General features: G+C 35.5%; 13 protein-coding genes and 1 pseudogene. 4 read left to right on the forward strand and 10 right to left on the reverse strand.

What is annotated here, in order from left to right:
- Positions 1–89: 89 nt before the first annotated feature.
- The 4 genes from A3SG_RS0101400 to surE all read right to left on the reverse strand — a co-directional run bounded on the left by A3SG_RS0101400 (position 90) and on the right by surE (position 2,880).
- A complete protein-coding gene (locus A3SG_RS0101400) occupies positions 90–587 on the reverse strand; it encodes a C40 family peptidase (protein ID WP_016988223.1) in 498 nt (165 codons plus the stop codon).
- Between the two features lie 47 nt (positions 588–634).
- Positions 635–1,747 carry a lipid-A-disaccharide synthase gene (lpxB, locus tag A3SG_RS0101405; RefSeq protein WP_016988224.1) on the reverse strand — a complete coding sequence of 371 codons (1,113 nt, stop codon included), beginning with the start codon at positions 1,745–1,747 and terminating at the stop codon, positions 635–637.
- Between the two features lie 88 nt (positions 1,748–1,835).
- Entirely contained in the window at positions 1,836–2,141 is a 306-nt protein-coding gene (locus A3SG_RS0101410; RefSeq protein ID WP_232226236.1) for a hypothetical protein, read from the reverse strand.
- On the reverse strand, positions 2,101–2,880 hold the full coding sequence (gene surE / locus A3SG_RS0101415; RefSeq protein ID WP_016988226.1) for a 5'/3'-nucleotidase SurE: 780 nt from the start codon (positions 2,878–2,880) through the stop codon (positions 2,101–2,103). Before surE ends, A3SG_RS0101410 begins: the two co-directional genes overlap by 41 nt.
- 208 nt (positions 2,881–3,088) lie before the next feature.
- On the opposite strand from surE, the gene A3SG_RS0101420 reads away from it, so the two are divergent.
- Entirely contained in the window at positions 3,089–5,359 is a 2,271-nt protein-coding gene (locus A3SG_RS0101420; protein ID WP_029596545.1) for a carboxy terminal-processing peptidase, read from the forward strand.
- A gap of 16 nt (positions 5,360–5,375) precedes the next feature.
- Positions 5,376–6,482 carry an ABC transporter permease gene (locus A3SG_RS0101425; RefSeq protein WP_016988228.1) on the forward strand — a complete coding sequence of 369 codons (1,107 nt, stop codon included), beginning with the start codon at positions 5,376–5,378 and terminating at the stop codon, positions 6,480–6,482.
- 220 nt (positions 6,483–6,702) lie between these two features.
- On the opposite strand, the gene rodA is transcribed toward A3SG_RS0101425, so the two are convergent.
- From rodA to purH, 6 genes are read right to left on the reverse strand one after another with little or no spacing between them, the layout of a single operon-like run.
- Positions 6,703–7,938, reverse strand: a complete 1,236-nt coding sequence (gene rodA, locus A3SG_RS0101430; RefSeq protein WP_029596546.1) for a rod shape-determining protein RodA — start codon at positions 7,936–7,938, stop codon at positions 6,703–6,705.
- Between the two features lie 17 nt (positions 7,939–7,955).
- Positions 7,956–9,887, reverse strand: a complete 1,932-nt coding sequence (gene mrdA / locus A3SG_RS0101435; protein ID WP_016988230.1) for a penicillin-binding protein 2 — start codon at positions 9,885–9,887, stop codon at positions 7,956–7,958.
- Complete coding sequence (locus A3SG_RS22085) at positions 9,884–10,390, reverse strand: hypothetical protein (protein ID WP_016988231.1); 507 nt, start codon at positions 10,388–10,390, stop codon at positions 9,884–9,886. Before A3SG_RS22085 ends, mrdA begins: the two co-directional genes overlap by 4 nt.
- Positions 10,383–11,207, reverse strand: coding sequence for a rod shape-determining protein MreC (gene mreC, locus A3SG_RS0101445; RefSeq protein ID WP_029596547.1), 825 nt, complete (start codon positions 11,205–11,207; stop codon positions 10,383–10,385). Before mreC ends, A3SG_RS22085 begins: the two co-directional genes overlap by 8 nt.
- A gap of 57 nt (positions 11,208–11,264) precedes the next feature.
- Complete coding sequence (locus A3SG_RS0101450) at positions 11,265–12,293, reverse strand: rod shape-determining protein (protein WP_016988233.1); 1,029 nt, start codon at positions 12,291–12,293, stop codon at positions 11,265–11,267.
- Between the two features lie 55 nt (positions 12,294–12,348).
- Positions 12,349–13,875 carry a bifunctional phosphoribosylaminoimidazolecarboxamide formyltransferase/IMP cyclohydrolase gene (gene purH / locus A3SG_RS0101455; protein WP_016988234.1) on the reverse strand — a complete coding sequence of 509 codons (1,527 nt, stop codon included), beginning with the start codon at positions 13,873–13,875 and terminating at the stop codon, positions 12,349–12,351.
- Positions 13,876–14,039: 164 nt separating this feature from the next.
- Here purH and A3SG_RS22655 point away from each other — a divergent pair.
- Positions 14,040–15,291 (forward strand): annotated as a pseudogene (locus A3SG_RS22655) (ABC transporter permease).
- Positions 15,292–15,410: 119 nt separating this feature from the next.
- The gene (locus A3SG_RS0101465; RefSeq protein ID WP_016988235.1) at positions 15,411–16,457 is read left to right on the forward strand and encodes an NAD(P)-dependent alcohol dehydrogenase; all 1,047 of its coding nucleotides are present in this window, start codon (positions 15,411–15,413) and stop codon (positions 16,455–16,457) included.
- Positions 16,458–16,551: the final 94 nt, after the last annotated feature.

Below are 16,551 nucleotides of genomic sequence, written 5' to 3' on the forward strand. Positions count from 1 at the left end.
GTACAGAATTTTAACAATAAATAACTTGTTTAATTTAGGATTTGAAAAAGGTCTTTTTTGCTAAGTGAAAAAGGAAAGTATTTTGCGCTTTATTTTAGAATACGATTTAATTGAACAAAAGTATTCTGGTAATAGGTTTGTTTTAGAGAAGAAATAATGACTCCTTTTGAAGTAGAGGCATGGATAAATTGTACGTCACCGTCATGTACTTCCGTCACGATTCCTACATGATTAATTTGGGATCTTCTATTTGTTTTAAAAAAAATCAAATCGCCTTTTTTCGCGTTTTTTAGGTTCTGTCCTAATTCAATTCCTATTTTAGATTGTTCATAAGATGACCGAGGAAGTTTGACGTCATGTAAACCAAAACACGAGTACACTAAGCCGGAGCAATCATAACCTGATTTTGTTGTGCCTGCCGTTTTATAGCGAACCCCAATGTTTTCTGTTGCAGTGCTTATTATTTTGTCAATAATTTGATTTGCACTTTCCTTTTTGTTTTCAGCAGACGAGCTAGTAATGACGGAGGAAGATTTGCAAGAGGCAAATAAAGCAATTAATGATAGTAGGTAAAATGACTTTTTCAAATGACTTTGGCTTATAGGTATTCAATCGCTACCGATTGTGAATAGTGTTAGTTTAAGGCGGCAACAATAAGCTTGGCTGTTTGCTCGCTTGCTCCAGTACCCCCCAGTTTTTTTTCTAATAAATCATACTTTTGCAATAGTTGGGCACGATGGTTGGGTTCTAATATTTTATGTAATTCTTTTTTGAGGTTCTTCGTGTTAAAATCGTGCTGAATTAGTTCAGTCACTACTTCCTCGTCCATAATTAAATTGACAAGGGAAATATATTTTAGGGTTATAATTCTTTTTGCAATTTGGTACGAAGCCCAACTTCCTTTGTAACACACTACCTCTGGAACTTTGAAAAGAGCAGTTTCTAATGTTGCCGTTCCGGAAGTCACTAATGCTGCTGTTGCTATTTTTAATAAATCATAAGTTTTATTAGAGATGAATTTAATGTTTCCGTTAGTTATGAAACTTTCATAAAAGGAGAACTCTTGACTTGGAGCACCCGCAATTACAAATTGGTAATCTGGAAATTCTTCTACAACACTTAACATCACTCCAAGCATTTTAGTTATTTCTTGTTTCCTACTGCCGGGAAGCAATGCGATTATAGGTTTGTCATCTAGCTGATTTTCGATCTTAAATAGGGAAGAATCTAGTACCGGTTGGCTCTGTATCGCATCGATTAGGGGGTGACCTACAAATTGTACTGGGAAATTATGTTTTTCTTCATAAAATGCTTTTTCGAAGGGCAAAATAACATACATTTTATCTACATCTCTTTTGATATCATTAATTCTATTTTCTTTCCAAGCCCATATTTGGGGTGAGATGTAATAGTGTGTTGGGATGCCTTTTTCTTTGGCCCATTTTGCAATTCGCATATTAAAACCAGGATAGTCAATAAAAATAATAACGTCAGGTTGGGATTCAGCTATGTCTCTTTTGCATATTTTAATATTACCTAAGATAGTTTTTAAGTTAAATAGGACTTCTATAAAACCCATGAAAGCTAGTTCCCGATAATGTTTGACTAACGTGCCGCCTACTTTTTGCATTAAATCGCCACCCCAAAAGCGAATTTCTGCATCAATATCTTTTCTATATAAAGCTTTCATTAGATTAGAACCATGCAAATCGCCTGACGCCTCTCCGGCTATAATGTAATATTTCATTTTTGAGGGTGTGGATTAGTTTAAAAAAACTTCTGTATTCAAAATTAGGTATTGAATGTTCATCAATCAAGCAAATCGGTCGTTATTTTTAAATAAACAAAGTCAATACGGTTAAAATAATCACTGCCAATACAACCCCTCGCGCGATACTATCTTTGTTCATTTTTAATAAAACAGCAAAGAGAAGTAAGTCAAGAATTGAACCAAGCGTAATTAATTTACCAAGTGAACCCTGAGATTTCATAATTTGAATTCCCGATATAAAATTATAAGGGGAAAACAAGAGTATAAAAATAAAAGCACCCAATGCAGATGCCATAATTCCAAGTATAAATCCTTTTAACAATGCTATTTCATTCATTCCACTTCCAGGTGTTGAGTTCTTGCGTGGCATGATGGGCCGTTAAATCAAATTGAACTGGGACCACAGAAATGTATCCGTTTCCAAGAGCCCATTCGTCAGTATCTTCACCTTTGTCTTGGTTTACAAACTCTCCAGCAAGCCAATAGTAATCTCGTCCTTGTGGTGTTTGTCGTTTGTCAAATTTTTCTACCCAACGGGCTTTGGCTTGGCGGCATATCTTTATTCCTTTAATGTTTTCTTTTGTCAATTTTGGAAAATTCACGTTTAGAACAACTCCTTTGGGCAGTTTGTTTTCTAAAACTTCTAAAGTGATTTTGCGAATAAAAGGTTTCATAGTTTCAAAATCAGCGTTCCATTCGAAGTCTAAAAGGGAAAATCCTATTGCGGGAATTCCTTCAATTCCTGCCTCGACGGCGGCACTCATCGTTCCTGAATAGATGACGTTTATGGATGAGTTAGAGCCGTGATTTACTCCTGACACGCATAAATCTGGCTTTCTTTTTAGGATTTCATTTACCGCTAATTTAACGCAATCCACTGGGGTTCCAGAACAGCTATACTCTTGTATAACATCATTTTCTTTCGAAATTTTGTTTAAATACAAGGTGCTGTTTGTCGTTATGGCATGACCCATACCGCTCTGAGGTTTGTCTGGCGCCACAACTAAAATGTCGCCTATTTCTGCCATAACAGCGATTAATGCCCGAAGTCCCGGGGCCGAAACGCCATCGTCGTTCGTTATCAAAATTAAAGGTTTCACTGTAGCCATATTTCTATTATTGTTTGAGCCTTTAATGTCACTTTTGCAAGCAAATTAGATAAGGCTGATTTATATATTTAAAACAAAGAAAACAAATTTAATGAACTTGAAAGATTAAAGGAAAACAAAAAAAACATTTTTATACCTTTAACAAAAATTTAGGTAGAATTTACGATTGTTGGCATAGTTTTTACCGTACTTTAGTTCAAAAATTTGGATGAATACTATTCTTAACTTTATGAAAAGAAATTATAAAATATTAGGTGTTATTGTGTTGCTATCGGCGACATTATTTGCATTTAATTTGAAATCAGGGGTTGATTCTAATCCTGATAAAGACAAGTTACTATTAGAATTGTTGACGTTTGTGCTTGAAAAAGGACACTATAGTCCTGCTACTATAGATGATGCTTTTTCAAAGGGGTTGTATAAAGATTATGTTCAGGCTTTAGACCCGTCTAAACGATTTTTCCTGCAATCTGACATTGATGAATTTTCAAAATTTGAAACAGAATTAGATGATCAATTGATTAATAAAGATCTGACTTTTTTCAATCTCACTTATGTCCGTTTGATGAAAAGAATGGAAGAAAGTAAAGCAATATATAAAGGGATTATGAATGTTCCTTTTGACTATTCGATAGATGAGAGTTTTAACACCGATTATGATAAAGCACCTTATGCAAAAAATACTACAGAACTTACCGAAAGATGGAGAAAGCAAATCAAATTATCTGCGCTTTCTTCTTTAACGGAGCGCTTGAGAGTTCAAGAGAAGAAAAATAACGGAGTTGAAGATAATGAAGATGTGAATGTAGCCGAAGAGGCTAAGGGCGGTGAAACAATTAATCTTGATGATGCTAACAAAACAGCAAAAGAAGCTTCTAATGACGATAAAAATAAATCTTTTGCGGAATTAGAAAAAGAAACACGTGAAAGCGCAAAAAAATCGTTGGATGAATATTTTGGTTTCATGAATGATTTGGACAGAGATGATTGGTTTTCAGTTTATATCAATTCCATAACTGCGGGGTATGACCCTCATACCAACTATTTTGCACCTGAAGAAAAAGAGCGTTTTGATGTTAGCATTAGTGGAAAATTAGAAGGTATTGGAGCGCGTCTTCAAAAGAAAAACGATTTCACCGAAATATCCGAACTGATTTCTGGTGGTCCAGCGTGGAGAGGAAAACAGCTCGAAGCGGGAGATTTAGTGATGAAAGTGGCGCAAGGAAATGGACTACCTGTAGATGTAGTGGGAATGCGACTTGATGATGTCGTGAAAAAAATTAAAGGTCCGAAAGGTACTGAAGTTCGTCTTACTGTGAAAAAAGTGGATGGAACGATTAAAGTTATTTCTATTATTCGAGATGTTGTAGAGATTGAAGAAACTTATGCTAAGTCTAGCGTTGTTATGAAAGACGGGTTGAAATACGGTGTGATTTATCTGCCTAAATTTTACATTGATTTTGAAAACAAAGACGGGAGAGATGCTGGAAAAGACATAGCATTAGAAGTGGAGAGACTTAAAATGGCAAATGTAGACGGAATTGTACTTGATGTTCGTGACGATGGAGGAGGTTCGCTATCGACGGTTGTTGATATCGCCGGACTGTTTATTGAGCAGGGGCCTATTGTTCAAATAAAATCAGCAGGAAGAAAAAAAGAGGTTTTATACGATAGAGATAAAAAAATAGAATGGGATGGTCCATTAGTAATTATGGTCAATAGTTTTTCGGCCTCAGCGTCAGAAATCTTAGCAGCAGCAATCCAAGATTATAAAAGAGGAATTATTATTGGTAGTAAACAAACGTACGGTAAAGGGACGGTACAGAATGTTATCGATTTAAACCAATTTGTACGAAGTAGTGATGTGGGAGATTTGGGAGCGTTGAAAACAACAACTCAAAAATTCTATAGAATAAACGGAGGGTCAACCCAATTAGAAGGAGTAAGCAGCGATATTGTTATGCCGGACAGATATGCTTATCTAAAAATGGGGGAAAGAGATGTAGACCATGCTATGCCTTGGGATAAAATTGATGCTGCGACTTATACGGTATGGGATAAAACATCGAATTTTAGCAAAGCCATTTTAAACAGTAAAGAAAGAATTTCCCATAATGAGCAATTTAAATTAATTGAGGATAATGCAAAATGGATTGATAGTAGAAGTGAGGAAAACACGTATAGTTTAAATAAGGATAAATTCAAAATTGCTCAAAATGCAATTGAAGAAAAAGCTAAAAAATACAAACCTATTTCTCAGTATAAAAATTCATTACAGTTTTCGTCTTTGCCATATGAAATACTAGAAACGAGTAAGGACACTGTTTTAAAAGAGAAAAGGGACAGGTGGCATGAAAGTTTAGCTAAGGATATTTATGTTGAGGAAGCACTAAATGTTTTAGATGATTTGCAAACTAAAGTTATTTTAAAAAAGTCAGGTTCTTCCACTTTAAAAAAAGAAAAACTAGCTAAATCATAAGTGCAGCCTTCTTTAAATGAATAATAAAACACAATCATTAACTGTTATTGCGCTCCATAAATTCAAAAAGAATTTGTGGGGCGTTTTCAGTTTTTCTTTTATCGTGATCTTACTTTTTGTTTCGATATTTGCTTATATTTTGGCTCCTGATAACTCAAAAAATGCAAATCAAATGCATTTGTCTATTCATTCTAAACCGCCAGGTTTTAACGTGAACATCTTGTCTATTCCTTTAGAGGAGAAGAAAAAAAAGACGGTGAAGAATTACTTTTTAGGCTTTGAAAATAGTGTTACTGAGGTCGCGATCGAAAGTTACAAACTAGTGGGGAACTCTATTGTGTATGTTGAATATAATGATGAACCATCATTAAAAATGGTGAAAGAGATTGACCTGAAATCTTTTGCGGGACAAAGCTCAATTGTATTAGTAGAGGAGGAGTTTATTAAAAACAGGACTTTTTATTTAGGGACTGATAAATATGGGCGAGACTTGCTTAGCAGGATGTTAATTGGGTCGCGAGTTTCTATATCCATAGGTATTGTAGCCGTGTTGATTTCTTTAATTGTAGGAATCTTTTTTGGTGCAATAGGAGGATATTTTGGGGGGAAAGTGGACGCAGTAATTATGTGGCTTGTGAACATTATTTGGTCAATACCAACACTCCTTCTTGTTATTGCTATCACATTGGCATTAGGCAAAGGTTTTTGGCAGGTTTTTGTTGCTGTCGGATTGACGATGTGGGTTGAAGTGGCACGTGTAGTTCGTGGTCAGGTCATAAGTGTTAAGGAGATGCAATATGTTACCGCAGCAAGAGCTTTAGGTTTTGGAGATTTCCGAATTATTTTCAATCATATTCTACCCAATATTATGGCTCCGGTGATTGTTATTTCAGCGGCCAATTTCGCTTCAGCGATATTAGTGGAAAGCGGTCTGAGCTTTCTTGGGTTGGGTGCTCAGCCACCAATTCCTAGTTGGGGAAGCATTATAAAGGATCACTACAGTTACATTATACTTGGTAAACCTTATTTAGCTATGGTTCCCGGTGTGGCCATCATGTTACTGACATTGGCTTTTATGATAATGGGAAATGCTTTGCGAGACGCCTTGGATGTGAAACAATAAAGGCGTTGGTTGGGTAGTTCAATATTTTAGAATGAAATATGCTAATGCCTTTTTAGTTCCCAATACGCGAAAAAATAGCACTTCGTGATTTTATACTTTCGACAGACAGTATTGAAAAAGTTGCCAGTATTTTTTTTATGAAACTAGATGATGCACTAGAAAATAGGTTAGAAAAAGGTAGCGATTATAAATCTTAGCCGATTAACTAAGCGCTTAGTTGTTACCACTCATTTACTTTATTTGCGTCCATTTTAAGAAAGATAAACAATAAAATAGTAAATCCCCAAAGACCAGAACCTCCATAAGAAAAGAAAGGTAGTGGAACTCCAATTGTGGGGAAAACGCCTACTACCATCGCAATGTTTACAAAGAAATGAGTAAACAAAATACCGGCGACGCAATAGCCATAAACCCGGCTAAATTTTGTTTTTTGCCTTTCGGCCAAATAGATAACCCGAACAAATAAGCTGACAAAAAGCGTGATTACCACAAGTGATCCTATAAAGCCCCATTCTTCACCAACAGTGGTAAAGATATAATCAGTATGCTGTTCCGGTACAAATCCTCCTTTAGTTTGAGTTCCTTCCAAAAAACCTCTCCCAAGCCATCCTCCAGATCCAATAGCAATTTCAGATTGGTTGGTATTGTAGCCAATTCCTTTTAAATCTACGGTTTTACCCAATAAGATATTAAAACGATCCCTATGGTGTTGTTTAAAGACATTTTGAAATACATAACTTACAGACAGAACAAAACCGGATATCAATGCAAGTATAATTGTGCTTAACAGCATATTGCGGTCTCCTAGTCTTGATTTAAAATGAACAATCAGGATAACTACTAATGCCAACAGTATTACGTATTGTGGTTCAAAAACTAAGGTTAGCACAAATAAGGCTATTGTGACGAAACCAGTCCATACATACCATGAAGGCAAGCCTTCTCGATACAAAACAATGATAAAGATGCTGTAGATTAATGCACTACCAGGGTCGGGCTGGGGTAGAATAAGGAGGACAGGCAAAAATACAATCGCAAGTGCCTGCATTTGGCGGCTTGCTTCTTTTAAATTAATTTGGGAGTCACTTAAAAATTTTGCTAAGGCCAAGGAGGTTGCAGCTTTGGCAAATTCAGAGGGCTGTATAGTGAAGCTTCCAAGTGCGTACCAGCATCGTTGTCCCGCTATAGTTTTACCAAACAGAAAAAGACCTGCCAATGATAATAAGGAAACAATAAAAATTATACTTGCATATTTTTCATAAAATTTACCATCAATGGCAAGTATTATAAAAATTAAGGGAATAGTCAATAAAATAAATATAAGCTGTTTCTGGTATGTACCTTCAATAGACGATAAGGATGACGAGTAGATGTTTAACCAACCCATTATCACAAGAGCACCATAAATTAGTATACATGTCCAGTCAAGATTTTTCTTTATGCTTTGATTTTTCATTTGGAATGAATCTCTTTTTAATTTTGATTAGTAGAGTCTACAGGTATAAAATTGATAACCGCATTATTTGTGTTAGTAGAATCTTTAGGTGTAGTCTCAATAGCGTTAGCTTCTTTCATTCCGCCTAATTTTGCATATTGTTCTCGTAAGCTGGTCTTTAGAATTCTTGTTTCTAAATCGGTTCGTGTTATCTTCTTTCTTAGATATCTTTCGATCATTAAACTAGCGATGGGTCCTGCAATTGTTGCTCCATAGCCACCATTTTCCACTAAAATGGCTATAGCTATTTTTGGATTATCTTTCGGGGCAAAAGCCACAAAAATAGAGTGATCCTTTAGTTGAACTCTTTTTCCTCCGATATTGGCAAAATTTTCTGCTGTACCCGTTTTACCGGCGATATCAATTCCTTCTACCCGTAATGTGCTGGCAGTACCTAAGTTATAAACATCAAAAAGACCTTTAATCATCGGTTTGAAATATTTTTTGTCGATAGTAGTTTGATGCTTTACCTTAAATTTTGGGTCAATCGCTGTACCCTTAATTTTTTTGATGATATGAGGTGTGTAGTAGTAGCCTTCGTTAGCAACTGTAGCCATCATGCTGGCCAGTTGAATAGGAGTCATCAATACTTCACCCTGCCCGATAGAGTTCGATATGATGGTAGTACTTCTCCAGCCGCCGTTAGGGTACATGCGTTTGTATGTTTTTGAATCAGGGATATTCCCTCTTTTTCCTGTAGGTAAATCATAGCCCATAAAGTCACCTAATCCAAAGCTTTTTAGATGATCACTCCATACGTCAACCGCATAGGAAGGTTTTACGTATTTATTGATCGTTTTCATGTAAACGTTGGCAAAATAGGTATTGCAGGAGTTGTAGATTCCATTATTTAATTGATGTGGTCCAAAACCGTGACATTTCATAAAACGTCCTGCGGCATAGCTAAAACCATGATGGCACATAAAAGTGGATTGCTCGTCTATTACACCCTCTTGCAATCCGATTAGACCCGTCAGTATTTTAAAAGGGGATCCCGGCGGATACTCCGCTAAAAGACCTCGGTCATACAACGGTTTCGCAATGGAGTCGTAATACAATAATGTGTAGTTTTTAGAACGTTGTCTACCTACCAAAATCGACGGATCATAGGACGGTGCGGTGATAAGTGCTAAAATCTCACCAGTTTTAGGCTCAATAGCGACTATACCTCCTCTTTTATTGATCATTAACTGCTCTCCATACCTTTGAAGTTCAGCATCAAGTGTAAGGTTTATGTCTTCTCCTTGTACTGCAATAGTATCATATTTTCCGTCTTTATAAGAACCTATCTCTCTGTTGTATTTGTCTTTTTGAAAATATTTAACGCCTTTTATTCCTCTTAAAATTTCTTCATAACTTTCTTCAACGCCTTGCATGCCTATCAAATCACCACTGTTATAGTAGGGGTTTTTGGCAATTAAACGTTCGTTAACTTGAGTGATAAACCCAAATACATTGGCACCAAAATCTACCTCATAATCACGAAGCGAACGTTTTTGAAAGTAGAACCCTTCAAATTTTCGTATTTTTTCTTGAAATGCAGCAAATTCACTTTTGTTTAGTTGAGGTAGGAAAACGGAAGGAAGACGCGGGCTGTACACTCTAGCTTTAGCTATTGTTTTTATGTAATCCTCCTTTGTGATTTTTAATAATTTGCAAAACTCGACCGTATCAATATTTTTCAATTCTCTAGGAATTACCATGATGTCGTATGATGCTTGGTTTGATACTAGCAGCTTTCCATTTCTATCAAAAATATAACCTCTTTCAGGATAATCGTATTTTATTTTAATGGCGTTATTATCTGATTTCAATTTGAAGCTGTCATTGATCACCTGCAAATAAAAGATTCGGATTAACAGCAATAGTGCTGCGACGATAATTAAGGAGGGCAGCAGAAGTTTTCTCATCGTTTGTTCGGCTTAATTAGGTATATAATTATGATACAGCTAATGATAGTAAACACGGTACTTAGTAGTGTTCGGATTAATATGTCCCAGAAGAAGCTAACTTGAAATGCCTCTAATATAAATAAGGTGAAATGATGAATTATCACTGAAATTAATATAAAAGAGAACCGTTCAGGTGTTAATACATCGTTTAGTTTTATAGTTTGGTATTCGTAACTGATACCAAAGGAAAACTTAAATATATAAGGCCGAAGATATGCTAAAGTAACACAAGCCGCAGCGTGTACTCCCCCTGAATTGGAAAACACATCCATCGTGAGGCCTAAGAGAAAACTGGTTAGTAATAACCCTGATCTGTTTCCATTAACAGGGTACAAAATAATAAACAGCATGTAGGGGAGGGGCATTATAAATCCCAAAAAACTCATATTGTTAAAAATAACAATCTGAACGGCCAGTAATAAAATAAACCGAAAAATATTGACGAACAGAGTGCTATTCATTTTTCTTTTCTTTTTCTAAATTATTAAGTTCATCTCGGTATTTGCTCTTTAAAATATAAACATGACCCAAATTTGTCATATCGTTAAAGAGTTTTATGTCTAAAGTGTAATAATTGGTTTTATTGTCAATATAGATTTTTTCAATAGTTCCAATATTGATGTTTTCTGGAAAAATCTCGGATTGCATACCGGTCACAATAGTATCTCCTCTTCTAACAGAAGCTAGTCTTGGTACATCAATCAGTTGAACAAAGCCAGTACTTTTTCCATTCCATATTAAAGAACCAAAATGATTTGATTTTTTGATTTTAGCATTTATTCGAGATTTAACATTCAAAATACTAACAACCGTTGAGTATCTTGGTGAGGTATTGTCTATAATCCCAACTAATCCTAAATTATTGATAACTCCCATGTCAGGTTGCACTCCTTGTAGTTCACCGGAATTTAAAGTAAGGTAGTTTTCATGTACATTATAAGAGTTGTGAATCACTTTGGAGACTAAAATATCGTAAGGTGACTTATCCTTTGTTTTTTCTAGTTTTGTAATAGAGATAGAGTCGGTAGTGGCAAACAAAATGCTTTTTAGTCTAGCATTTTCAATTGCCAAAGCATCATTTTGAGATTTCAAATTCAAATACTCGCTGGCATTGTTAATTCTTTCATACACTCCGCCACTTAAATAATTGGCGGAGCTTATGATTTTACTTCTATGGTAGGAGTGAGCTTGTATGGTAAGCAAAAGCGAAATACACAACAATAGCAAAAACAGTATTCTATTACTGTTTTTGAATATAAAATTAAATATTTGCTGCATTCTCTTATTTGATTATTTTGTTTCAGGATTTGCTTCTAAACGGAAATTGTCAACATCTTATTTTATTAAGATACTTTTAAATTTCGAAAGATTTTTAAGCGCCATTCCTGTTCCTCGAACTACTGCTCTTAATGGATCTTCTGCAATGTAAACAGGTAAATCTGTTTTCTGAGAAATTCTTTTGTCTAAACCTCTTAGCATAGAGCCACCACCAGCAAGGTAAATACCAGTATTGTAGATGTCTGCTGCTAATTCGGGAGGAGTCTGAGACAAGGTTTCCATAACCGCATCCTCAATTCTTTGAATTGATTTATCGAGTGCTTTAGCAATTTCTCTGTAAGACACTTCTACTTGTTTTGGTTTACCGGTAAGTAAATCTCTTCCTTGTACGGACATGTCTTCGGGAGGAGTTTCTAAGTCTTCAATAGCGGCTCCAATTTGGATTTTTATTTTTTCAGCGGTACTTTCTCCAACAAAAAGGTTATGTTGGGTACGCATGTAATATACGATGTCATTGGTAAAAACGTCTCCTGCAATTTTTACTGATTTATCACATACAATTCCACCAAGTGCAATTACAGCGATTTCAGTTGTACCACCACCTATATCTACAATCATGTTTCCTTTAGGTTGCATGATATCAATACCGATACCAATTGCAGCGGCCATTGGTTCGTGAATTAAATAAACTTCTTTACCATTCACCCTTTCACAAGATTCTTTTACTGCTCTCATTTCAACCTCAGTAATGCCAGAAGGAATACAAACCACCATCCTAAGTGCTGGCGTAAACATTCTTTTTTTCAAAGCAGGAATGCTTTTTATAAATAAGCTGATCATTTTTTCTGAAGCATCAAAATCGGCAATTACACCATCTTTCAAAGGTCTTATTGTCTTAATGTTTTCATGTGTTTTACCCTGCATCAAGTTGGCTTCTTTACCAACTGCAATGATTTTGCCTGAGATTCTATCTCGAGCAACTATTGATGGGCTGTCAATTACGACTTTATCATTATGTATGATTAAAGTGTTAGCGGTACCAAGGTCTATCGCGATATCCTCGGTCATGAAATCAAAAAATCCCATAAGTTTTTCTGGGGTTTAAAAAGTTAAAAATTAGGAGCCTACAAAGTTAATCAAATTAATGCTTAAAATGACGAGTTCCAGTAAATACCATTGGAAGTTTATTCTCATTGCAATAGTCAATGCTCAATTGGTCTTTTATCGATCCTCCTGGCTGAATAACAGCTGCTATGCCCGCGTCTTTCGCAATTGCTACGCAATCTGGAAAAGGGAAAAAAGCATCACTGGCCATAACAGCTCCGTTTAAATCAAAACCAAAAGTTTTTGCTTTTTCAATGGCTTGAAGCAAGGCATCAACTCTTGAAGTTTGGCCAGTTCCGGAGGATAGGAGCGTTCCGTTTTTTGCAAAAACGATAGTGTTAGACTTTGTATTTTTGCAAACTTTAGAGGCAAATATCAAATCTTGAATTTCTTGTTCTGTAGGACTCGTTACAGTAACGGTCTTCAGATCTTCTTTATTGTCAGTGATATTATTTCTTTCTTGAATTAAAAGTCCGTTCAAGCAAGACCTAACTTGTTTTTGCGGTAAGTCTAATTCGTTTTGAATTAAAATAATTCTGTTTTTCTTTTGTTCTAAAATTTCAATTGCTTCTGCATCGTATTCAGGGGCAATAACTACTTCGCAAAACAATTTGTTTATTTCAGTTGCTGTAGCGACATCTATTTTTGTATTTGCAATTAATACACCTCCAAATGCTGATGTTGGGTCACAAGCCAAGGCAACATTGTAAGCGTCGCTGATCGTTTTTCTTGTGGCAAGGCCGCAAGCGTTATTGTGTTTTAATATCGCGAAAGTAGGATCGTCAGTTTTGAATTCGCCAATCAAAGTGACGGCTGCATCTACATCGAGTAAGTTGTTGTATGATAATTCTTTTCCATGTAATTTATTAAACATAGCATCAAAATCACCAAAAAAGAATCCTTTTTGATGGGGGTTTTCTCCATATCTTAGTATTTGGCCATCTGCGATACTTGCTTTGAAAATAGTTTCATCGGTATTGAAATAGTTAAAGATAGAAGTGTCATAATGGGATGAAACGTGAAAAGCTTTTGTTGCTAATAGTTTTCTGTCTGCAACGGTTGTACCGCCATTTTGATTTGTTATCAAATCCAAAAGTAAACTATATTCGTCTACCGAAGCAACTATAACGGTATCCTTGAAATTTTTTGCTGCAGCACGAATTAAAGAAATTCCGCCAATATCTATTTTTTCGATGATATTACTTTCACTGGCTCCAGAAGCCACTGTTTTTTCAAAAGGGTACAAATCAACAATTACCAAATCGATTTGAGGGATGTCAAATTCCTTCATTTGTTGAACATCACTTTCGTTATCTTGACGATTTAATATACCTCCAAAAACTTTTGGGTGTAACGTTTTTACTCTTCCGCCTAAGATCGAAGGGTAAGAAGTGACATCTTCAACAGCTATTACGGGAATGCCTAAATTTTTTATAAAATCTTCAGTTCCACCTGTAGAATAGAGAACAACATTTTGAGAATGTAGTTTCCTAACTATAGGTTCTAAACCTTCTTTTGAAAATACTGAAATTAGTGCTGATTGAATCGTTTTAGTTGTGTTCATTATGTAGTTATTGTTATAAAGCGCAAAAATAGTTTTTTTTGATTATAAATTTCTACTAAGTGTTGTAACATTGTCTTAAAAAATTAGACCAACACAAAGTACCGTTTATTATTTGCTTTTTGAATAATATTTTCAGATGTTTACAATAACACAAAAAAGATTTTATGCTAGTATATCTCCGATTATTAAAAGAAAGTTTTGCTTTTGCTATGAATGCATTGCGGGGTAATCTGTTGCGAACTTTACTTTCTTTACTGGGCGTGACTATTGGTATTTTCTCTATTATAGCAGTTCTTGCTGCCGTAGATTCATTGGACAGGAAAATCACTAAAGATTTAAGTACCTTAGATAAAAACACTATTTATTTAATGAAATTTTCTTTTGGACCTTCTGATGTTCCCAAATGGAAAAGAGAGCAGTTCCCTAATATTAAGTATGATGAATATACCTATATGAAAGGGTCGATGACAAATACGGATGAATTAGGCTATCAAATTTTCACCAAACGAGAATCGATAAAATATGATTCAAAGACAGTTAGTGACGTTAATATGGTGCCCGTATCCCATGAGTTCATCGATATTCAAGGGCTGGAGTTCGAGAAAGGGTAGGTTTTATAATGAATCAGAAGCAAATTCAGGAGCGAAAGTTATTGTTTTAGGTAGTGAAATTACGAAATCACTCTTTGGTGAATTGGAGCCAGTTGGAAAAGACGTAAGAGTATATGGGCAGCGTTTTACCGTAATTGGAGTACTTAAGAAAAAAGGGGCAGAACTGTTTGGTTCCAGTGATGACGTATCAGCTTATATCCCGGTTAATTTTCTTAGACAGTTGTATGGAGATAATAATGAATCGTTAGTAAATGTTATTGTTTTAAAGCCCAATAAAGGAGTCGATATGGGGGCTTATAAGGCCGAAATAACACAAAAGTTAAGGGATTTCAGGGGAGTCAAAGCTGGTGAAATTGATAATTTTTTTATAAATGTATTCTCTGGTTTTACGGATTTAATTGATGGGTTTATTTTAAATATGAAATTTGGAGGATGGATGATTAGTGGCTTTTCGCTTTTAGTTGGAGGGTTTGGTATCGCTAATATTATGTTTGTTTCAGTAAAGGAACGGACAAATCTAATAGGAATTCAAAAATCACTAGGAGCCAAAAACCGTTTTATCTTGTTCCAGTTTTTATTCGAAGCGGTTATACTGTCTGTTATTGGTGGAATTATCGGGTTATTTCTGGTCTGGATTATTGCGTTGATATTGACCAATGTGCTGGATTTTGAATTTGTATTAGGAATGGGGAATATTCTTTTAGGAACAGTATTAGCGGGATTAATTGGTCTCATTTCAGGAATATTGCCGGCTATTACGGCTTCAAAATTAGATCCTGTTGAAGCAATCAGAACAGGGATGTAGGCCTGTTCAGCGCTAGTTACAGATCCGGATATAGCAGGTGGTCATAATTCATTTACCATAGTATTAACAAGAAGAGGATATCATTTTTGTACTTTAGATTTTTAATTAAAACAAAAGATATGAAAGCAATTAACGCTTATGCAGCATACGATGCGAAAACTCCATTAAGACCTTTTACATTTGAAAGAAAGGAACTTGGTGAAAAAGAAGTTCAAATAGAGATACTTTATAGTGGTGTATGCCACTCAGATATACATACTGCTAAAGGAGATTGGGGACCGGCCATTTATCCATTAGTTCCCGGTCATGAAATTGTTGGTAAAGTTACTGCTGTAGGTAGCGCGGTATCAAAATTTAAAGTTGGTGAAATAGCAGGTGTAGGTTGCTTCGTTGATTCTTGCAGAACGTGTCAGAGTTGTAAAGCAGGTGACGAACAACTTTGTGATGAAGGAATGACAGGGACTTATAACAGCTACGAAAGAGGAACAAAGATTCCAACTTACGGAGGCTATTCTACAAGTATTACCGCTGATGAAGAATATACTTTGCATATCTCAGATAAATTAGAACTTTCAGGAGTTGCTCCTTTATTATGTGCTGGAATCACCACTTATTCTCCATTACGTCGTTTAAATGTAGGGAAAGGACATAAAGTGGGTGTTTTAGGTTTAGGTGGTTTAGGTCACATGGCAGTTAAGTTTGCGGCTTCTTTTGGTGCCGAAGTAACTATGTTGAGCCATTCGCCATCGAAAGAAGCAGATGCTAAAAAATTAGGCGCACATCATTTTGCCTTAACTTCTGATGCTGAAGTAATGAAATCACTTGCCAGTGAGTTTGATGTTATTTTAAACACCGTTTCAGCAGATCATGATTATAATGAGTATTTAAAATTATTGAATACTAACGGTACCATGATTATTGTTGGAATGCCATCCGCTCCAGCTGTAATTCCTGCAGCCTCATTAGTTTTGAAACGTAAAAGTATCATGGGAAGTTTGATTGGTGGAATTGCTGAAACGCAAGAGATGTTAGACTATTGTGCTGAACATAATATCGTCTCAGATGTGGAAGTAATTAATATGGACTATATTAATGAAGCTTATGAACGAATGAATAAAAGTGATGTGAAATACCGCTTTGTAATTGATATGGCTTCAATGAAATAAAAGAAGGCGTTCTTGCAGTAGAGCGTTTCTATTCAAATTTTTTAAAAAAGGGGATGTTTCAAATTTGTAATAGCCACTTTCATAAAAAGGAAAA

It is taken from the genome of Flavobacterium sp. ACAM 123 (genome assembly GCF_000264055.1).
GTDB lineage: Bacteria > Bacteroidota > Bacteroidia > Flavobacteriales > Flavobacteriaceae > Flavobacterium.